The organism is Pseudomonas sp. UBA6323 (genome assembly GCF_002439135.1).
Taxonomy (GTDB): domain Bacteria; phylum Pseudomonadota; class Gammaproteobacteria; order Pseudomonadales; family Pseudomonadaceae; genus Aquipseudomonas.
Map to the genome: position 1 here is coordinate 19,065 of NZ_DJSX01000057.1, position 19,826 is coordinate 38,890.

At 64.5% G+C, this 19,826-nt stretch carries 18 protein-coding genes; 8 read left to right on the forward strand and 10 right to left on the reverse strand.

What is annotated here, in order from left to right; genetic code table 11:
- Positions 1 to 82 precede the first annotated feature (82 nt).
- Positions 83 to 1,018: a hydroxymethylglutaryl-CoA lyase gene (locus B3P22_RS13115; RefSeq protein ID WP_296271268.1), complete on the forward strand. Its 936-nt coding sequence runs from the start codon at positions 83 to 85 to the stop codon at positions 1,016 to 1,018.
- Positions 1,019 to 1,206: 188 nt separating this feature from the next.
- On the opposite strand, the gene B3P22_RS13120 is transcribed toward B3P22_RS13115, so the two are convergent.
- The 6 genes from B3P22_RS13120 to B3P22_RS13145 all read right to left on the reverse strand — a co-directional run bounded on the left by B3P22_RS13120 (position 1,207) and on the right by B3P22_RS13145 (position 7,877).
- Positions 1,207 to 2,202, reverse strand: a complete 996-nt coding sequence (locus B3P22_RS13120; protein WP_296271269.1) for a TRAP transporter substrate-binding protein — start codon at positions 2,200 to 2,202, stop codon at positions 1,207 to 1,209.
- A gap of 74 nt (positions 2,203 to 2,276) precedes the next feature.
- Positions 2,277 to 3,104 (reverse strand): HpcH/HpaI aldolase/citrate lyase family protein, encoded by an 828-nt coding sequence (locus B3P22_RS13125; RefSeq protein WP_296271270.1) that lies wholly within the window; start codon positions 3,102 to 3,104, stop codon positions 2,277 to 2,279.
- Positions 3,104 to 4,303 carry a CaiB/BaiF CoA transferase family protein gene (locus B3P22_RS13130; protein ID WP_296271271.1) on the reverse strand — a complete coding sequence of 400 codons (1,200 nt, stop codon included), beginning with the start codon at positions 4,301 to 4,303 and terminating at the stop codon, positions 3,104 to 3,106. Before B3P22_RS13130 ends, B3P22_RS13125 begins: the two co-directional genes overlap by 1 nt.
- Before the next feature lie 138 nt (positions 4,304 to 4,441).
- A complete protein-coding gene (locus tag B3P22_RS13135) occupies positions 4,442 to 5,794 on the reverse strand; it encodes an MmgE/PrpD family protein (RefSeq protein ID WP_296271272.1) in 1,353 nt (450 codons plus the stop codon).
- Positions 5,795 to 5,804: 10 nt separating this feature from the next.
- On the reverse strand, positions 5,805 to 6,968 hold the full coding sequence (locus tag B3P22_RS13140; RefSeq protein ID WP_296271273.1) for an acyl-CoA dehydrogenase family protein: 1,164 nt from the start codon (positions 6,966 to 6,968) through the stop codon (positions 5,805 to 5,807).
- An 81-nt stretch (positions 6,969 to 7,049) separates the two neighbouring features.
- Positions 7,050 to 7,877, reverse strand: coding sequence for an FAS1-like dehydratase domain-containing protein (locus tag B3P22_RS13145; protein ID WP_296271274.1), 828 nt, complete (start codon positions 7,875 to 7,877; stop codon positions 7,050 to 7,052).
- A 213-nt stretch (positions 7,878 to 8,090) separates the two neighbouring features.
- Here B3P22_RS13145 and B3P22_RS13150 point away from each other — a divergent pair, with 213 nt between their 5' ends.
- Positions 8,091 to 8,978, forward strand: a complete 888-nt coding sequence (locus B3P22_RS13150; RefSeq protein ID WP_296271275.1) for a LysR substrate-binding domain-containing protein — start codon at positions 8,091 to 8,093, stop codon at positions 8,976 to 8,978.
- Positions 8,979 to 9,215: 237 nt separating this feature from the next.
- A complete protein-coding gene (locus tag B3P22_RS13155) occupies positions 9,216 to 9,776 on the forward strand; it encodes a nucleoside deaminase (protein ID WP_296271276.1) in 561 nt (186 codons plus the stop codon).
- An 86-nt stretch (positions 9,777 to 9,862) separates the two neighbouring features.
- On the opposite strand, the gene B3P22_RS13160 is transcribed toward B3P22_RS13155, so the two are convergent.
- On the reverse strand, positions 9,863 to 11,416 hold the full coding sequence (locus B3P22_RS13160) for a sigma-54-dependent transcriptional regulator (protein WP_296271277.1): 1,554 nt from the start codon (positions 11,414 to 11,416) through the stop codon (positions 9,863 to 9,865).
- A 255-nt stretch (positions 11,417 to 11,671) separates the two neighbouring features.
- Between B3P22_RS13160 and phhA the strand changes: the two genes are divergently transcribed.
- The 5 genes from phhA to ggpS all read left to right on the forward strand — a co-directional run bounded on the left by phhA (position 11,672) and on the right by ggpS (position 18,033).
- Positions 11,672 to 12,457: a phenylalanine 4-monooxygenase gene (gene phhA, locus B3P22_RS13165; protein ID WP_296271278.1), complete on the forward strand. Its 786-nt coding sequence runs from the start codon at positions 11,672 to 11,674 to the stop codon at positions 12,455 to 12,457.
- 155 nt (positions 12,458 to 12,612) lie between these two features.
- A complete protein-coding gene (locus B3P22_RS13170) occupies positions 12,613 to 12,966 on the forward strand; it encodes a 4a-hydroxytetrahydrobiopterin dehydratase (protein WP_024308976.1) in 354 nt (117 codons plus the stop codon).
- A complete protein-coding gene (locus tag B3P22_RS13175; RefSeq protein WP_296271279.1) occupies positions 12,963 to 14,162 on the forward strand; it encodes an amino acid aminotransferase in 1,200 nt (399 codons plus the stop codon). The genes B3P22_RS13170 and B3P22_RS13175 overlap by 4 nt, the downstream gene beginning before the upstream one ends.
- Before the next feature lie 233 nt (positions 14,163 to 14,395).
- On the forward strand, positions 14,396 to 15,658 hold the full coding sequence (locus B3P22_RS13180; protein ID WP_296271280.1) for an MFS transporter: 1,263 nt from the start codon (positions 14,396 to 14,398) through the stop codon (positions 15,656 to 15,658).
- 116 nt (positions 15,659 to 15,774) lie between these two features.
- Entirely contained in the window at positions 15,775 to 18,033 is a 2,259-nt protein-coding gene (gene ggpS, locus B3P22_RS13185; protein WP_296271281.1) for a glucosylglycerol-phosphate synthase, read from the forward strand.
- Positions 18,034 to 18,297: 264 nt separating this feature from the next.
- Here ggpS and B3P22_RS13190 read toward each other — a convergent pair whose 3' ends face one another.
- The 3 genes from B3P22_RS13190 to B3P22_RS13200 all read right to left on the reverse strand — a co-directional run.
- Positions 18,298 to 18,717: a VOC family protein gene (locus B3P22_RS13190; protein ID WP_197855303.1), complete on the reverse strand. Its 420-nt coding sequence runs from the start codon at positions 18,715 to 18,717 to the stop codon at positions 18,298 to 18,300.
- Between the two features lie 2 nt (positions 18,718 to 18,719).
- Complete coding sequence (locus B3P22_RS13195; RefSeq protein ID WP_197855302.1) at positions 18,720 to 19,154, reverse strand: YciI family protein; 435 nt, start codon at positions 19,152 to 19,154, stop codon at positions 18,720 to 18,722.
- 203 nt (positions 19,155 to 19,357) lie between these two features.
- Positions 19,358 to 19,826: methyl-accepting chemotaxis protein (locus B3P22_RS13200; RefSeq protein ID WP_296271282.1), on the reverse strand; the 469-nt coding region annotated here is incomplete at its 5' end.

Sequence of the window (19,826 nt, forward strand, 5' to 3'; positions counted from 1 at the left end):
AGCGGCAAGCCTCAAGCAAGCGGCTTCGGGCCTTTACTTGTAGCTTGAAGCTTGCGGCTTGCAACTCCTCCTGAGGATTACCATGAGCAAACGCCTTTACATCCAGGACGTCGCCACCCGCGACGGCTTCCAGATCGAAGCCACCTTCGTGCCCACCGAAGACAAGATCGCCCTGATCGACCGCCTTTCCCACACCGGCCTGGCCAAGATCGAAGTCACCTCCTTCACCTCGCCCAAAGCCATTCCCAACCTGCGCGATGCCGAAGAGGTGATGCGCGGCGTCCAGCGCGTGGTGGGCGTCGAGTACACCGTGCTGGTGCCCAATGTGAAGGGCTGCGAGCGCGCGCTGTCGTGCCAGGTGGACGAGATCAACCTGGTGATGTCAGCCAGCGATACCCATGGCCTGGCCAACCTGCGCATGACGCCGGAGCAGTCCCTGGCGCAGTTCGCCGAGATCATCGACGTGACGCGCGGCAGCAAGGTGTTCATCAACGCTTCGCTGTCCACCACCTTTGGCTGCCCCTTCGAGGGCGAGGTGCCGGAAACCCGCGTGCATGAACTGACCCAGCGACTGCTCGATCTTGGTGTACAGGGCGTGACCCTCTGCGACACCACCGGCATGGCCGACCCGGCGCAGGTCGAGCGCATCTGTCGCGAGTCGCTGCAGCGCTGGCCCGAAGCGGTGTTCACCGCGCACTTTCACAACACCCGTGGCATGGGCCTGGCCAATGCCCTGGCGGCGCTGAATGCCGGCATCGATCGCTTCGACGCCTCCCTCGGCGGTCTTGGCGGCTGCCCTTATGCGCCCGGCGCCAGCGGCAATATCTGCACCGAGGACCTGGTGCATATGTTCCAGCGCATGGGCCTGGACACCGGCGTGAACCTCGATGCTCTGCTCGAAGCCGCCGCCACCCTGCCCGGCCTGATCGGCCACGACGTACCGGGCGCCATCCTCAAGGCCGGCAAGTCTGACCGTCGTTATCCCAAGCCCAAGTGGATGCAAGAAGCCGGGCTGTGAGGCTCGGCAGCAGTCGCGGCTAAAGCCCCTCCCACAACATTGGAAGGGCGTAGCCTTTTGGGTAGGCGATGGGGGTATGGCTAAAGCCGCACGCCCTCCCTCAGAACCGCGTCATCCTGTGGGAGGGGCTTTAGCCGCGACAAAAAAACCCGGTGCAAGCACCGGGCGTTTTCGTTTGCAGCGCAACATCACTGCTGGTTGGACTTCTCCGCCGCCTCGATCAGCTCGGCGCCGATCTCCTGCTCGAATTTCTTCCACACCGGGCGCATAGCTTCACGCCATTCTGCGCGCTGCTGCGGGGTCAGCTCGATGATCTCGGTGGTACCGGCCTTGGCGATGTCCTGCTTGGCCTTGCGGTTCAAGTCATCGGCCTGCTTGTTCACCTCGACGGAGACCTCGGCCATGATGGTTTCCAGCTGGCTGCGCACGTCATCCGGCAGGCCCTTCCAGAACTTGGTATTGGTAATCACCATGTAGTCGATCAGGCCATGATCGGACTCGGTCATGTACTTCTGCACCTCGTGCACCTTCTGGCTGTAGTAGTTCGACCAGGTGTTCTCGGTGCCGTTGACCACGCCGGTCTGCAGCCCCTGGTAGACCTCGGCGAAGCTCATCTTGCGCGGGTTGGCCCGTACCGCCTTGAACTGCTCCTCGAGCACCGCCGAAGCCTGCACACGAAATTTCAGGCCACGGGCGTCGGACGGCTCGCGCAGCGGCTTGTTGGCCGACATCACCTTCAATCCGTTGTGCCAGTAGGCTAGGCCAGTGATGTTCTTGTCCTCCATGGAGGTCAGCAGGCCGCGGCCCTCGGGGCTGGCCTGGAAGCGATCGACCGCCTCCATGTTGTCGAACAGAAATGGCAGGTCGAAGATCTGCACCGGTTTGGCGTACTGCTCGAACTTGGCCAGCGACGGCGCCAGCATCTGCACCTCGCCTAACAGCAGTGCCTCCATTTCCTTGCCATCACCGAACAGCGAGGAGTTGGGGTAGACATCGACCTTGACCCGCCCAGGCAGGCGCTCCTCGGCCAATTTCTTGAACAACAGCGCGCCCTGTCCCTTGGGCGTGTTGTCCGCCACCACATGGGCGAACTTGATGAGGATAGGCTCCTCGGCCGCCTGTGCCAGGCCGGCACAGGAGAGGATGGCGGCGCAGGCCAGCGCCTTGGCGGTGAGTTTGAACATGACGTTACCTCATTGTTTTTGTAGGTCGGTACGTGGGACGAAATGACCGGTGGCGCAGTGCCGCCGGCCGGTATTCAGGCCGGGCTCTCGCCAGCGCGTTGCAGCAGTCTTTGGGCGCGGCCCAGCACCGGGGCGTCGACCATCTGGCCGTCGACCACGAAGACGCCTTCGCCACTGCTGGCCGCCTTCATCACGCGGCGCGCCCAGGCCAATTCCTCCTCGGCCGGGAGCAACGCGCGATGGATGACCTCCACCTGTTTGGGGTGGATGCACAGCAAACCGTCGAAGCCCATGTCGCGGGCATCACGTGCGGTACGGGCCAGACCGTCGCGGTCTTCGATGGCGGGGAACACACTGTCCAGTGGCGCCGCCAGGCCTGCCGTGCGCGAATGCAGCAACAGGGCGTAACGAGCCTGATCGAGCATGCGTTCGGCCGCGGCGCTGCCGCTGCTGAGGCCCAGGTCCAGCCCAAGGTCGAGCGCGCCAAAGGACAGCCGCTCGACGCCCGAGGCCCGTGCGATGGACGGCAGCTCCAACAACCCCGCTGCGCTCTCGATGATCGGCCAAACCGGCTTGCCACAAGCGGCAACGCGGTCTACCTGAGCGGCGCACTCCACCTTGGGCAAGAGCACGCCGATGACTCCGGCATGGCGTGCGCACAACTCGATATCGGCGCCATGACCGGCATGCTCCGGCGCGTTGATGCGTACCAGCAGGCGGGCCTCGGGGTTGGCCGTGAGAAAGGCATCGAGATGAGCACGAGCCTCGACCTTCAGGCTTTCCTGCACGGCGTCTTCCAGGTCGACGATCACCGCATCGGCGCCAACGGCAAGCGCCTTGGGAATGCGCTCCGGTCTACTGGCGGGCACGAACAGCGCGGTACGAATGATGGAATGGTTCATCACACGGCCCCCTGTTGATGCAGGCGTTGAATATCACCCGCGCCATAGCCCAGCTCGGCGAGCAGCCCATCGGTGTGCTGACCCAGCGCCGGAATGGCGTCCATACGCGGCTCGAAGTCGCTGTTGCGCCCTGGCGGTAACAGGGCCGGCAAGCTGCCGCTGGGGCTGTCGACCTGGCGCCAACGCTGGCGTGCCTGAAGTTGCGGATGAGCCCAGACGCCGGCCATGTCGTTGACCTGGGCGTTGGCGATCTGCGCCTGCTCCAGGCGCTCGATCACCTGCGCCGTGCTCATGCGCGAGAAGGCTTCGATGATCAGCGCACGCAGCTCACTGCGGTTGGCCGAGCGCTTGAAGTTGGCCGAGAAGCGCTCGTCGCCAGCCAGCTCCGGCTGCTCCAGCACCTTGGCGCAGAACGCCTGCCATTCACGCTCGTTTTGCAGGCCGAGCATCACCGTGCCGCCGTCGCCGGCCGGGAATGGGCCATAGGGATAGATGGTCGAGTGTGCGGCGCCAGCACGCGGCGGCGGTGTGGCGCCGTCGTAGGCGTAGTACAGCGGGTAGCCCATCCATTCCACCAGGCTTTCCAGCATCGACACGTCGACACGGCTGCCGAGGCCTGTCTTGCCACGCAGCATCAGCGCCGAGAGCACACCGGTGTAGGCGTACATGCCGGCAGCGATATCGGCGATGGAACAGCCGGCCTTGGCCATCTCCTCCTCGCCCGGCCCGCCGGTGACGGAGAGAAAACCACCCTCGCTCTGGATCAGCAGGTCATAGGCCTTCTTCTGCTCGTACGGGCCGCCCTCGCCATAGCCGGAGATATCGCAGACAATCAGCGTCGGGAAGCGTTCGTGCAGCGCTTCGAACGACAGGCCCATGCGCGCAGCGGCACCCGGAGCGAGGTTCTGCACCAGCACGTCGGCCTTGGCCAGCAGGCTTTCGAGCACCTGCATCGCATCGTCCTGCTTGAGGTCGAGGGTCAGGCTTTCCTTGGAGCGGTTGGTCCAGACGAAATGCGAGGCCAGGCCGTCGACCCGTTCGTCATAGCCGCGGGCGAAGTCGCCACTGCCGGGGCGCTCGACCTTGATCACCCGCGCGCCGAGGTCGGCAAGCTGGCGGGTGCAGAACGGCGCGGCGATGGCGTGTTCCAGGCTGACCACGGTGATGCCATCCAGTGGCCGGGGGTTGCTGTGAATCATGTCGAAAACCTCATTTACCCAAACGCAAGAGCATCCTTGTAGGAGCGGCGGGCGGCGTACCGCTTTATCCGCGAATGCAATGCGTCAGGCGCTGCAGTTGCGTGGGGTTGGCTTACGTCTTCGCGGATAAATCCGCTCCTACAGAGTCAGGTGGCTCAGGTCATCGGTTTCGCGCAGGCGCCAGACCCGCTCGATCAGCACACCCGCCTCATCGCTGCTGCGCTTGCCGGCGAAGGCCAGCAGGCGATGGAACTTGTCTTCCAGCTCGGGGCGACTGAGGGTGTTGCCGGGATCGCCCTTGGGCTCGTCGATGGCGCCATGCAGGGTGCGTCCGTCGACCGTGACGACCTCGACCCGGCCCAACCAGCGAGCCGGATAGGCACCATCGACCTCGGGGTCGAGGCGCATGCTGACCTTGTCGCGGAAGGCCGCGACATCGGCATCGGTCAACGACAGGTTGGCGAATTCGGTGAGCTGCGCCTTGCCATGCACGGCGATCAGGCCGAGCACCGTGCCCATGGAGAACTTGGCCTGGTGCACGGTCTGCGGCACCACTACGCGGCCAAGCACATCGATGGCGCCTTGGTGCACATGAGTAACGACCTGAGCGATATCGCCATGACGCAGACCTTCACGCTGCATCAGGTCGAGCAGCGCATCGGCAGCCGGATGAGTGTGACGGCACGAGGCGTGGAACTTGAACGAGGTTTCCACCAGCGCCCAGCGGCTGCCGAGACGGTCGGACAACGCCGCAGGATTGGCATCGCTGGACATACCGGCAGCCATGCCCTGCTCGCCTTCGAGAATGTTCTGCGCACCGGTCAGGCCCTGATCGGTGAAGTACGCCGCCAGCAGGCCATCGCCCGCGGCCTTGGCGGTGTGCAACTGCTTGGAGTCGGCGGCGTCACGCAGGAACTCCCATAAGCCGGCGGCCTGGGTGCCGGCATTGCCGAGCAGGTGGATGAACTGCTGCTGGTCGAAGTCCAGCAGCTTGCCCACGGCCACCGCAGCGGCCAGGGTGCCCACCGTCGCCGTGGTGTGGAAGATGCGGTAATGCGAGCGACCGAGGAATTCGCCGATGCGAATGCCCGCCTCGTAGCCGGCCACCGAGGCCAGCAGCAACTCACGACCAGACTTGCCAAGGTCCTGCGCCGCTGCCAGGGCCGCCGGGAAGACCACCGTGGCCGGGTGCAGCACCGAGCTGTTGTGCAGGTCGTCCTGCTCCACCAGGTGCGACGACGCCCCGTTGACCAGCGCGGCGAAGTACGCCGAGGTGCCGCGGCCATTGACCAGGATACGCGCCGGGCCATCGGCCGGGCCCATCTTCTGCGCATAGGCCTCAAATAGCGGGATCGGCCGCGCGCCCTCGCTGGCCAGGGCCGAGCCCAGCCAGTCGAGGAACAGGTCTTCGGTGCGATCCAGTACGTGGGCGGGAATCTGCTCGTAGGAAAGTTCGTCGAGGAAGCTCGCCAGGGCTTGGGTATGGCTCATGACGGGCTCCTCAGAACGAACGTGGCAGTTCGAGCAGATGCTCGGCCACGTAGCTCAGGATCAGGTTGGTAGAGATCGGCGCCACCTGGTACAGGCGGGTTTCGCGGAACTTGCGCTCGACGTCGTATTCGTTGGCGAAGCCGAAGCCGCCGTGGGTCTGCAGGCAGGCGTTGGCCGCCTCCCAACTGGCCTTGGCCGCCAGGTACTTGGCCATGTTCGCCGCCGCACCGGCATTGCGCCCGGCGTCGTACTCTTCGCAGGCGCGCCAGCGCATCAGGTCGGCGGCCTCGATCTCGATATGCGCCTCGGCGATGGGGAACTGCACACCCTGGTTCTGCCCGATGGGCCGGCCGAACACCACGCGATCGCGGGCATACTGCGCGGACTTCTCGATGAACCAGCGACCATCGCCGATGCACTCGGCAGCGATCAGCGTGCGCTCGGCATTGAGGCCATCGAGGATGTAGCGGAACCCCTTGCCTTCTTCACCGATCAGGCTGCTGGCGGGGATTTCCAGGTTGTCGAAAAACAGCTCGTTGGTCTCGTGGTTAACCATATTGGCGATCGGCTGCACGGTCAGGCCGTTGCCGATGGCCTCGTGCAGGTCGACGAGGAAGATCGACATGCCCTCGGACTTGCGCTGCACCTCGGCCAGCGGCGTGGTGCGCGCCAGCAGGATCATCAGGTCAGAGTGCTGAACGCGGGAGATCCACACCTTCTGCCCGTTGATCACGTACTTGTCGCCCTGGCGCACGGCGGTGGTCTTGATCTTGGTGGTGTCGGTGCCGGTGGTCGGCTCGGTGACGCCCATCGATTGCAGGCGCAGCTCGCCGCTGGCCAGCTTGGGCAGGTAATAGCGCTTCTGCTCCTCGCTGCCGTTACGCAGCAGGGTGAACATGTTGTACATCTGCCCGTGGATGGTGCCGGAGTTGCCGCCGCAGTGGTTGACCTCCTCGAGGATCACCGAGGCCTCGGCTAGACCCAGGCCCGAGCCGCCGTATTCTTCCGGGATCATTGCCGACAGCCAGCCGGCCTCGGTCATGGCCGTGACGAAGGCCTCCGGGAAGCCCTTCTCTTCATCGATCTTGCGCCAGTATTCGGCGGGGAATTCCGCACAGAGCGCGCGCACGCCTTCGCGGATGGCGTTGAGTTCTTCGTTGTTATGAGCGTTCATCGGTGTTCCTCGATTCAGGCATTGCCGTAGCCCGGATGCAATCCGGGGAGCGATTTCCCGGATTGCATCCGGGCTACAAAATCAGTCGAATTGCACCTCGGCGCGTTGCGCCAGGCCGGCTTCGTTGCCGGCCCACAGTTCGGCATGGCCGTCCCCGTCGATGCGCCCGCCCACCTCGAACGGCTGCGGCGCGATCAGTGGGCGTAGGCCGCGATAGGCGAAACGGCGCAGGCGCACCTGCGGGTTGGCGCGGCAGAAGGCACGCAGGTTCAGCGTGGCGGTCAGCGGGCCATGCACCACCAGGCCGCTGTAACCCTCGGTCTCGGTGACATAGGGCCAGTCGTAATGGATGCGGTGGCCGTTGAAGGTCACGGCGCTGTAGCGAAACAGCAGGGTGCTGGACGGTGTGACTGCCTCACGCCAGTCGCCGGCAACCAGCGGCTCGCCACTGCTGGTCTTGGGCGGGCTGGGCTCGCGGTAGACGATGTCCTGCTCCTCGCGGATGGCCAGCTGGCCGTCCTGCAGGTAGTCGTGCTGCACCGTGACGAACAGCAGTGCGCCGGTGCGTCCGTGCTTTTCCTCGATGTGCTTGATGGTCGATACCCGGCTGGCTTCGCCGCCCACGCGCAACGGCTGGATGAACTCGACACGGCCCCCGGCCCACATGCGATTGCGGTTGTCCGCCGGCGGCAGGAAGCCACCGCGCGCTGGATGGCCGTCCTCGCCAAGGCCATTCTCGGCGACCGGTTCCTGAAAGAACGCCCAGTGCCACAGCGGCGGCAGCGCCTCGCCATGGGCCGGCGTGGCTTCACCAAAGGTGGCGGCGATGCGCTTGACCAGATTGCGGCTGAGTTGGTCGTGGACTTCTTCGCTACGACCGATCCAGGCGGAAAAAGCAGAATCACTCATGGGGCAGGTTCCAGCTCGGTTCTTGTGTGAGCTGGAGCATGCGATGCTGCATGCGTTCAGAGAATCCGCATTTATTTAAACCAGCGTTTGGTTATTCTGAACGCCATATTTCTATCTGGGAGGGGCTTTAGCCGCGATGTTTGCCGGGGAAGCCAGGGCGTCGCGGCTAAAGCGGATCGCCGCCCGGCCCCTCCCACAGAAGCAGAGGAACCCATGCATTTCGATCTGCCCGACCTGCGCCTGTTCATCCATATTGCCGAGTCGCCCAGCCTGACCCAGGGCGCACGCAAGGCGTTTCTCTCGCCGGCCGCTGCCAGTGCGCGGATCAAGGCACTGGAAAGCCAACTCGGCAGTCGCCTGCTGTACCGCGACAGTCGCGGTGTCGAGCTGACCCCGGCCGGCCTGCGCCTGCTGCAGCACGCGCGGCTGATCATGCGTCAGGTCGATTACCTGAAGAGCGAATTCACCGAGTACGGCACCGATGCCGCCGGGCATATCCGCATCTTCGCCAACACCACGGCTGTGACCGAATTTCTCCCCGAGGTGCTGGCCGGCTTTCTCGCCGAACGCCCGGGCGTCACCGTCGACCTGCAGGAGCGCCTCAGCCGCGACATCGTTCGTGGCGTGCTGGATGGCGCGGCGGATCTGGGCATCATCGCCGGCCCGGTGCAGGCGCCGGGGCTGCAGGTGCTGCACTTCAGCACCGATCGCCTGGTGCTGGCTGTCCCTCTGGGCCATGCGCTGGCACAGCGGCAATCGGTGAGTTTCACCGACACCCTTGCCTACCAACACATCGGCCTGCACGAGGGCAGCACCCTGCTGAGTTTTTTGCGCGAACAGGTGGAAAAGCTCGGCGGCAGCCTGGCACTGCGCATCCAGGTATCGAGCTTCGAAGCGATCTGCCGGATGATCGAAGGCGGCGTCGGTATCGGCATCATTCCCGAGTCGGCCGCACGTCGGCACAGCCACACCATGCAGCTGGCGATCCTGCAACTGGACGAAGTCTGGTCAGTGCGCGAGCGCAGCATGCTGGTGCGCGAGCTGGATGCGTTGCCGGGGAGCGTGCGGGCGCTGATCGACAGGCTGAATCAGGGCGTCTAGGCGAGGCTCGGCGAGCGGGAATCGGGGGACAAAAAAAGGGCGACCAATTGGTCGCCCGCCCATTCAAGGCATTCCCCGAGAGGAATGCGGAAACGCTTGCACCCATATCACGCAGGATGATCGGGACGTGCTCAGTGTCGCCGTGCAGCCCCACCCTGCCTATTGCACCAAGGTCGTAGGGCACCGGACTAATGGCAGGCCATACTCCGGCAACACTTCGCCGGCCTTGGAGACGCCATGAACCCCGAGCATCTGGCCCTGTTGCAACAGGCGCCCGCCAGCACTCATGTCGATGACACCTGGGCCAGGCTGTGCTGCGAACAGGCGCTGCTGGCAATCGAGGATGGCTGCTACGCGGTCGGTGCCTTGCTGGTGGATGAGGCAGGCGAATTGCTGTGCAGCGGGCGCAACCAGGTGTTCGCCTCGGTCTACGCCAGCGCAGCCCACGCCGAGATGCAGGTGCTCGACCAGCTCGAAAGCGAACATGCGCAGGTCGACCGCCGAGGTCTGACCCTCTACGTCAGCCTCGAACCCTGCCTGATGTGCTATGGCCGTATCCTGCTGGCCGGCATCACCCGCGTGCGCTATCTGGCGCGCGACCGCGACGGCGGCTTTGCCCTGCGCCACGGTCGCCTGCCACCGGCCTGGGCCAATCTTGCCTCCGGAGTTTGCGTCGTGCAGGCCAAGGTCGATCCCTACTGGCTCGACCTGGCCGAGCGGATGATCGACCGCCTGCATGACCGCCGCGCAATGCGCGAGCGCGTGGTCGCGGCCTGGCGCGGCGGTCAGGTGAGCTAGACGCGTATCGCAGTCGCGTGACGTAGGGTGCGCCGTGCGCACCGAAAAGTTGCAGACATCAGCCAAGGCCAGCGGCGCACCTACGCCTACTCCTTGCCCAACCCATGCTGCCGCAGCTTGTTGGCGATGGTGGTATGGGAAACGCCGAGACGCTTGCCCAACTGGCGGCTGCTCGGGTGATCGCGGAAAAGACGCTCCAGCACCGCCTTCTCGAAGCGACCGAGGATATCGTCGAGGCTGCCGTCGACGGAGAATTCACCGAGCGGCTGCGGTGCGCCGTAATCCGGCAGACGAATGTGCTCGGCCTTTACCGTGCCGCCATCGCATAGCGAGACCGCCTGGAACAGCACGTTCTCCAGCTGCCGCACGTTGCCCGGCCAGTGGTAATGGGCCATGCGTTCGAAGGCCTGTGGCGCCAGCTTCGGCAGCGCACAACCGATCTGCCGGCTGGCGGAATCGAGAAAGTGCTCGACCAGCGGCTCCAACCCGTCGAGGCATTCGCGCAGTGGCGGAATGTGCAGGCTGAGCACGTTGAGGCGGTGATAGAGATCCTGACGAAACTCCCCGCGCGCGCAGAGTTCGGAAAGATCGACCTGGGTGGCGCAGATCACCCGCACGTCCAGATACACCTCCTCGTCGCTGCCCACACGGCGAAAGCAGCCGTCCTGTAGAAAGCGCAGCAGCTTGGCCTGCAGGCGCGGGCTCATCTCGCCGACGCCATCGAGAAACAGCGTGCCGCCCGCAGTCAGTTCCAGCAGCCCGAGCTTGCCTTCCGGGCGCGCGCCCTCGAAGGCGCCGGGGCCGTAGCCGAACAGCTCGGTCTCGGCCATGGACTCGGGCAGGCCGGCGCAGTTGAGCGCCATGAAGGGCGACTGCCCACGCGGGCTGGCCAGGTGACAGGCGCGCGCCAGCAACTCCTTGCCGGTGCCGGTTTCGCCCTCGATCAGCAGCGGTGCATCCAGCGGCGCCATGCGTCGCGCCTCCTTGACCACTGCCGCCATCACCTTCGAGCTCTGGAAGATCGAGTCGAAGCCACGCAGCTCCTGCTTGCGCACGTGGTAGATACGCTCACCAACTCGGTCGGCGCGATGCAGGGTCAGCACCGCGCCAGCCAGCGCCTCGCTGTCGTCGTGCTCGTTCTGCAGCGGCGCGATATCGGCGAGAAACACATCGCCCTTGATCTTCACCCGCAAGCCGTTGATCCGCGTCTTGTTGGCGCGCACCAGTTCGGGCAAATCGAAGTCCTCGGCGTAGCGTGACAGCGCCATGCCCGGTACCTCATCCACACGCACACCGAGCAACTGCGCGGCACTGCGGTTGGCGGCGACGATACTGCCGCCCATGTCGATGGACAGCACGGGAAAATCCAGCGCACCGAGCAACGCATTCAACTCCAGATGACGCCGTTCGCTGGGCATCAGCCCGACGCGCTTGACGCCGAATACGCCAGCAATAGCCTCGAACTTCGGTCTGAGCGACTGGAACTGCAGGTTGATCAGATTCGGGCAGTGCAGGTAGATGGCGTTGCCCTGCTCGCCCCCGACTTCGCCACGGGCGACGTTGACGCCGTAGTCGACCAGCAGGTTGAGGATGTCACGCAGGATGCCAACACGGTTTTGGCAGTGGACCTTGATACGCATGGCTCGGGCTCTTGATTTTCTTGTTATAGGGCCACCCGGAAATTCGACTGAGCGGCGTAATTTTCGTCAAGAATATGTGACACCTCAGCATAACGGCAAGGCGATAACTGGCCGCTTCGGCCGAATCGTAATCCAAACTTTACAGTTTTCCTTTCAGCCACTGCCCAGCTGCGCGCCTAGGGCCTGCCGTCGATCACGCGGGCGGGGTAAATCTGTGTCCAAGACAAGAACAACAGCCCCCTGAAGGAGGCAGCGATGAAGAGTACGCAATACCTGGCCCGGGAACCGGACGACAGCGGCTTTATCCATTACCCGGAAAGCGAGCATCAGGTGTGGAATACCCTGATCACCCGCCAGCTGGAGGTGATCGAAAACCGCGCCTGCCAGGAATATCTGGACGGTATCGAGCAACTCGGCTTGCCCATGGAGCGCATTCCGCAGCTCGGCGAGATCAACCGTGTGCTCGAATCCACCACCGGCTGGCACGTGGCGCGGGTACCGGCGCTGATTCCCTTCCAGACCTTCTTCGAGCTGCTGGCCAGCAAGCAGTTTCCCGTCGCGACCTTCATTCGCACGCCCGAGGAGCTGGACTACCTGCAGGAGCCGGACATCTTCCACGAGATCTTCGGCCATTGCCCGATGCTGACCAACCCCTGGTTCGCCGAATTCACTCACACCTACGGCAAGCTCGGTCTCAAGGCGAGCAAGGAAGAGCGCGTCTACCTGGCGCGGCTGTACTGGCTGACCATCGAATTCGGCCTGCTCGACACACCGGCCGGCCGGCGTATCTATGGTGGCGGCATCCTGTCCTCGCCGAAGGAAACCCTTTACGCCCTGTCCGACGTGCCCGAACACCAGGCCTTCGACGCACTGGAGGCGATGCGCACGCCGTATCGCATCGATATCCTGCAGCCAGTGTATTTCGTCCTGCCCGAGCTCAAGCGCCTGTTCGAGCTGGCTCAGGAAGACATCATGGCGCTGGTGCACAAGGCCATGCAGATGGGCCTGCATGCACCGAAATTTCCGCCGAAAGCCGCGTAGAGCGTAACGTCCTTTTCCACATGGTCGCCGCTACCCTCTCGATTCGCCGTTTGGGCGTGGCGGCCACACACCAGCGAGTAGCCCGGATGAAATCCGGGATGGCCCTTAGACATGGCCCCGGATTTCATCCGAGCTACAAAACCCAGGAGAATCCCATGAGTCTTGCCCAAGCCCAATGCGAAGCCTGCCGCGCCGATGCGCCGAAAGTGTCCGATGAAGAACTGGCCGAGCTGATCCGCGAGATCCCCGACTGGAACATCGAGGTGCGTGGCGACCATATGGAGTTGGAGCGCGTGTACCTGTTCAAGAACTTCCGCCACGCTCTGGCCTTTACCAATGCCGTTGGCGCCATCGCCGAAGAGGTTGGGCACCATCCGGCACTGCTCACCGAATGGGGCAAGGTCACCGTCACCTGGTGGAGCCACGAGATGCGCGGCCTGCACCGCAACGACTTCATCATGGCCGCGCGCACCGACGTGCTGGCCGCCAGCGCCGAGGGCCGCAAGTGAGCCACTTCGCCCAGGTCGCCCGCGTACCGGGCGACCCCATCCTCAGCCTGATGGAAGCCTATCGCCTGGACAGCAACCCGGCGCGCCTGGACCTTGGCGTCGGCGTGTACAAGGACGCCCAGGGCCTGACGCCGATCCCGCGCGCGGTGAAACTGGCCGAGCAGCGCCTGATCGACCTCGAACAGACCAAGACCTATGTCGGTGGCCATGGCGACGCGGCGTTCGGCGAGCGCCTGAGCCAACTCGTGCTGGGGGCCAACTCGCCGCTGCTCGCCGAGCAGCGCGCCGGCGCCACACAAACACCCGGTGGTACCGGTGCGCTGCGCCTGGCGGGCGATTTCATCCGCCACTGCCTGCCCGGACGCTGCATCTGGCTGAGCGATCCGACCTGGCCGATCCATGAAACCCTGTTCGCCGAAGCCGGGCTCAAGGTCGGCCACTATCCCTACGTCGGCGCCGACAATCGTCTCGACGTGGAAGCGATGATCGCGGCACTGGCCCACCTGCCCAAGGGCGACGTGGTGCTGCTGCATGCCTGCTGCCACAACCCCACCGGTTTCGACCTCACCCCGCGCGACTTCAAGCGCGTGCTGGAGGTGGTCAAGGCGCGCGAACTGCTGCCGCTGATCGACTTCGCCTACCAAGGCTTCGGCGACGGGCTGGAGGAGGACGCCTGGGCCGTGCGCCTGTTCGCCGCCGAACTGCCGGAGCTGTTGATCACCAGCTCCTGCTCGAAGAACTTCGGCCTGTATCGCGAGCGCACCGGCGCCCTGATCGTCTGCGCCAGCGACGCCGAGAAACTCATCGACATCCGCAGCCAGCTGGCCTCCATCGCCCGCAACCTATGGTCAACCCCGCCCGCCCATGGCGCTGCGGTGGTGGCGCAGATCCTCGGCGACGACGAGCTGAAAGGCCTCTGGCTGGATGAACTGGAAAGTATGCGCCTGCGCGTGGCCAGCCTGCGCCGTGGCCTGGTCGAAGCACTTGCGCCGCACGGGCTGAACGAGCGTTTCGCGCATATCGCCGAACAGCGCGGCATGTTCTCCTACACCGGGCTGTCGCCGCTGCAGGTACAACGCCTGCGCGAGGAGTTCAGCGTGTACATGGTCGGCAGCGGCCGCGCCAACGTCGCCGGGCTGGATGGCAACCGGCTGGATCAACTGGCTGCAGCCATTGCCCGAGTCTGCGTGAACTGAAACAGGCAGGCGGCGGGCCTTTATCACCTGCCGCCTGCCCTCTTCCCGGCTATGGTGCGGCCTTCGCGTGGCAAGCGAGGCACCATGATCGGGCAATTTTCACCGCAGAAAAATTGACCGACCGTTTATCGTTAAAAATAACAATTTAAAATCAATTACTTACAAGCGAAACGCAAATATCATGGCGTGCTTCGTGCTTGCCATGAGGGGCACAGTTCCCTAGGGTAGTTCGCATGTGGTCTCTCATTGCCCCTATCAGTTCACTGCTGAGCGGGGTCGCGTTACTCCTGCTTGGCAATGGTCTGCTCAACACCCTACTGACCCTGCGTGGCGTCGCCGAAGGCTACTCCACCACGATGCTCGGCCTGATAATGTCCGGGTACTTCGTCGGGTTCCTCCTCGGCACCTGGCTGGCGACGCCGCTGGTCAGGCGCATCGGGCACATTCGCGCGTTCGCCTGTTGCGCCGCCCTGGCCGCCATCGCTGCCCTGCTCCATTTGCTGTTGATCGATCCGTGGGTCTGGCTGCTGTTACGCGTGCTCTATGGCCTGGGGCTGGTAACGCTGTACATGGTCATCGAGAGCTGGCTCAACGCCCAGGCACCCAACGAGAAACGCGGCCAGGTATTCGCCGTGTACATGGCGGTCAACCTCGGCGCCCTGGCGCTGGCACAGCAACTGCTGCACCTGGCCGACCCGGTGCAGTTCACCCTGTTCGCCATCGCCGCCATCCTCATCAGCGCCGCGCTGATGCCCATCACGCTTACCCGCCAGGCACAACCGACGCTGCCCGAGTCGCCGCCGACCAACCTGCGCCAACTGTGGCGGATCGCCCCGCTGGCGATCATCGCCGCTGGCCTGTCAGGCCTGGCGATGGGTGGCTTCTGGGGTATGGCGCCGGTCTATGCCAGCCTTGCCGGCTTCGATACGTCCGGAGTCGGCCTGCTGATGACCGCCACCATTCTCGGCGGCGCGCTGCTGCAATGGCCCATCGGCATCTATTCGGATCGCCGCGACCGGCGCCAGGTGCTGCTCTGGGTGGTGGTGCTGGCGGTCGTCCTTGCGCTGATCATAAGCCTGCTGCCGGCAGGGCCCCTGCTACTCGGCGCGATCTTCATCTGGGGCGGCCTGGCCTTCGCCATCTACCCTATCGCCGTAGCGCAGCTGATCGACCAGTTGCACGCAGACGAGATTCTCTCCGGCTCCGCCAGCCTGCTGATGGTCAATGGCATCGGCTCGGTGTGCGGGCCGTTGCTGGCCGGCGTGTTGATGGAACAACTGGGCGCCAGCGCGCTGCCGCTGTACTTCGCCAGCACCCTCGGCCTGCTGGCTGCCTACACCTTTTACCGGCTGCGCCATGTCAGCGATTTGGTCAGCGGCGACGCCGCGCATTTCGTGCCGATGCTACGCACCAGCCCCACGGTGCTGGAGCTGATGCCCGATGCGCCAGCGCAAGACCAAGAAGCCACGGAGGAACCTTTCCCCCACGCCTCCTGAACACCTAAGGATGGCTGTTTCGGCAAGGCCCCGAGCCTACCCCAAGCAGCCAGAACCCGGCCGGTCGGCCGCCCGTCATCGACGCGCACCGCACTGGCCACTTCTGGAGAAACACGATGCTATTAGCCACCGACCTGGATGGAACCTTTCTCGCCGGCGATCCCGAAGACCGCCTGAGCCTCTACCAGACCATCGCCGCCCACCCCGAGATCAAGCTCGCCTACGTCACCGGGCGCAGCCTGGAAGCGGTGCTGCCGCTGCTGGCCGACCCGACGCTGCCGCAGCCGGACTACATCATCGCCGACGTCGGCGCGACCCTGGTGCATGGCGACAGCCTGCAACCGATCCAGCCGCTGCAGAGCGTGGTCGATGCACGCTGGCCCGGCGAAACCCAGGTGGCCAGCGCCATCGAGCCGTTCGGCCTGGAGCGCCAGGACGTGCCGCAGGCACGCCGCTGCTCCTACTTCTGCACGCCTGAGCAGGCGGCAAACCCGGCGCTACGCGAGATCGCCGATGAACTTGGCTGCGACCTGCTTTACTCCGCCGAGCTGTACCTGGATTTTTTGCCCAAAGGCGTGAACAAGGGCAGCAGCCTGCAGGCCCTGGCCGACTGGCTGGAGCTGGACCATGATCAGGTGCTGGCGGCCGGCGATACGCTCAATGATTTGTCCATGCTCAGCGCCAGCTTCCACGGAGTGTGCGTCGGCCAGTCGGAAGCTGCGCTGCTGGAAGCCACGCGCAGCCATTCGCGCACCCTGCACGCCGTCCGCCCAGGCTGCGGCGGGATTCTCGAGGCCTTCGCCCATTTCGGTTTTCTCGGCGAGCACGGCATCGCTGCCGAACGGCGCCGGGCCGCCCAGCCGGGCGAGGCCGAGCTGGTGATGGTCTACCATCGCCTGCCTTATGAGGAATACCGAGGCGCCGATGGCAAGTTGCAGCGCCGCCGACCCACCTCGCCCAACGGCATCATCCCCACCCTGCTCAGCTTCTTCGGTGACGGCCAGCCCGGCTCCTGGGTCGCCTGGGCCGTGCACGAGGATGGCGACGAGCCGTTCGACAGCCACACCACCGTGGACGCCGAGCGCTATCCCAAGCTGACCGCCGCGCGGGTCAAGCTGAGCAAGGAAGAGGTGGACATCTTCTACAAGCGCTTCTCCAAGGAAGCCTTCTGGCCCACCCTGCACACCTTCTGGGAGCGCGCCACCTTCAACGAAGACGACTGGCTGGTGTTCCTGAAGGTCAACCGCGCCTTCGCCGAACGCACCGCGCTGGAAGCCGCCGAGGGCGCCATTGTCTGGTTACACGACTACAACCTGTGGATGGTGCCGGCCTACCTGCGCGAGCTGCGCCCGGATCTGCGCATCGCCTTCTTCCACCACACCTACTTCCCCTCGGCCGACGTGTTCAACGTGCTGCCCTGGCGCCGGCAGATCGTCGGTAGCCTGCTGCAATGCGACTACATCGGTTTCCACATCCCGCGCCAGGTGGAGAACTTCGTCGACGTCGCCCGCGGTGTGTTCCCACTCAAGACCCTGGAACGGCAAAGCTGCGCCCCGCGCTTCATCACCTATGGTTGCGCCGTGGGCCTGGAGCGCATGACCACTGCGCTGGATACCGGTACGCGCCAGGTCAAGCTCGGCGCACACCCGGTAGGCCTCGACATCGACCGCGTGCGCAACGCATTGGAGGCACCGAAGATCAAGGAGCTGATGGGCCAGCTGCGCGAAGAGATGAAGGGCGTGAAGCTGATTCTCGCGGTCGAGCGCCTCGATTACACCAAAGGCATTCTGGAAAAGCTCAACGCCTATGAGCGCCTGCTCGACGACAACCCCGAGCTGCTCGGCAAGGTTACCCTGGTCACCGTGTGCGTGCCGGCAGCACGCGAGATGACGGTATACGACGAGCTGCAGACGCAAATCGAACAGGCCGTGGGTCGCATCAACGGACGCTTCGCCCGCGTCGGCTGGACGCCGCTGCAGTTCTTCTTCCGCAGTCTTCCGTTCGAGGAAGTCAGCGCCTGGTACGCCATGGCCGACGTCATGTGGATCACCCCACTGCGAGACGGCCTCAACCTGGTGGCCAAGGAGTTCGTCGCCGCGCAAGGCCTGCTGGGCGGGTGCGGTGTACTGGTGCTGTCGGAGTTCGCCGGTGCAGCGGCTGAGCTCAAGGGCGCGTTGCTGACCAATCCGCACGACCCGGCCGACCTGGCGCAGACCTGCTACCTGGCGCTGAACCTGCCCAAGAGCGAGGCCCAGGCGCGCCTGCGCGAATTGTTCGATATCGTCTGCTTCAACGACATCCGCCGTTGGGGCGAGGACTTTCTCGCCGGCGTGCAGGTGGAGGAAGAGCGCGAACCGCTGACGCTGGTGGGCTGAAGAAACAGCGTTCGCGGCTGAAGCCGCTCCTACTCAACTATATAGTCTGTAGGAGCGGCTTCAGCCGCGAAGCCACCCGATCCCACTTTTCACCGAACTACATCCGCGCCAGCCCGTAGGGCGGGTGAAACCCGCCACCATCAATCTGGCGGGTTGCACCCGCCCTACATGGAGCAAAGCCTGTTGGAGTGGCTGGGCGGCATTCCGTTTCAGCCGCGAAGGCGATCCCGCGGATCGCATCCGGGCTACGCTCGAGGCTCGCTGTCAGCCCTGCTGGCTATCGATCACGCAATTGATCATCCATGGCACGCCGAAGCGGTCGGTGAGCATGGCGAAGCGGGTCGCCCAGAAGGTGGCCTGCAACTCCATCTGCACCTCGCCACCGGCCGACAGCGCTTCGTAAAGGCGCTCGGCCTCCGGCACGTTATCCACCTGCAGGGAGATCGAGCAGCCCTTGATCCCCTCGTGCGGATACTGCGGGATGGTGTCCGAGGCCATCAGTACCTGGTCACCCGCCGTCAGGCACACATGCATCACCCGGTCGTGAAACTCCGGCGGTACCTCGCCAGCATCAGGGCTTTCGCCGAAGCGCATCAGCTCCAGCTTGCCGCCCAGCAGCTCGGCATAGAAATTGAAGGCTTCCTCGCACTGGCCGTCGAACATCAGATAGGCATGTATCTTCATCGTTACTCTCCTTGGTCTTCTTTGCTGATGCGCGCGCGAATACGGTCTTCCTGCTCACGCAGCTCGGGGGTGAACTCGGCGCCGAAATCCTCGGCCTCGAAAATCTGCCGAATCTCGATATCGGATTCGCCAGGCATGGGGTTGGGGCAACGCTTAACCCAATCGATGCAGGCCTGCAGTGACTCGCACTGAAAGATCCAGAAACCGGCAACCAGCTCTTTGGTCTCCATGAACGGACCATCGATCACGGTGCGCTGCGCCCCGGAAAACCGTACCCGCGCGCCTTTGCTGCTGGGGTGCAGCCCCTCGCCGGCCAGCATCACGCCAGCGGCAGCCAACTCTTCGTTGTAACGGCCCATGGCCGTCAGCAACTCCTCATTGGGCATCACGCCGGCTTCTGAATCGGCAGTCGCCTTGACAATCACCATGAAACGCATCGCCTTTCTCCTTGTTCGAGTCGAAGTCGCGCGCAGGTGCCTCCCTACGGCTGACAGTGAACCCACGGCGGGGTTCTATGCAGTAGTCGAACGGGTGAAGAGAGAATCGACAGACGATGAAAGATTTGTGCCGGGTCGCCAGATACGACTCGCGGCGCGGATGCGTCGCGCGGCGCCTCAGGGAGCGCGCCGCGCGGGCAGGATCAAACGCGGAAGCGGCTGACCAGCAGTTGCAGCTGGCCGCCCAGGCGCGCCAGCTCGGCCGAGGATTTGGCCGTCTCGTCACTGGCCGTGGCGGTCTGCTCTGCCACGTCGCGCACATTGATGATGCTGCGGCCGATCTCTTCGGCCACGGCGCCCTGCTGCTCAGCCGCGGCGGCGATCTGCTGGTTCATCGACTGGATGTTGGAGACTTTCTGGTTGATGCTCGCTAGCGAGTCACCCGCCTTGCGCGCACGCTCCACGCTGCCCTCGGTCAGCACTTGGCTTTCCTGCAGCACACCGGCCACCTGCTGGGTACCGCGTTGCAGCGCACCAATTAGGCTTTCGATCTCTTCGGTGGACTGCTGGGTACGCCGTGCCAGATTGCGCACTTCGTCCGCCACCACAGCGAAACCACGCCCGGCCTCACCGGCCCGCGCCGCTTCGATGGCCGCATTGAGCGCCAGCAGG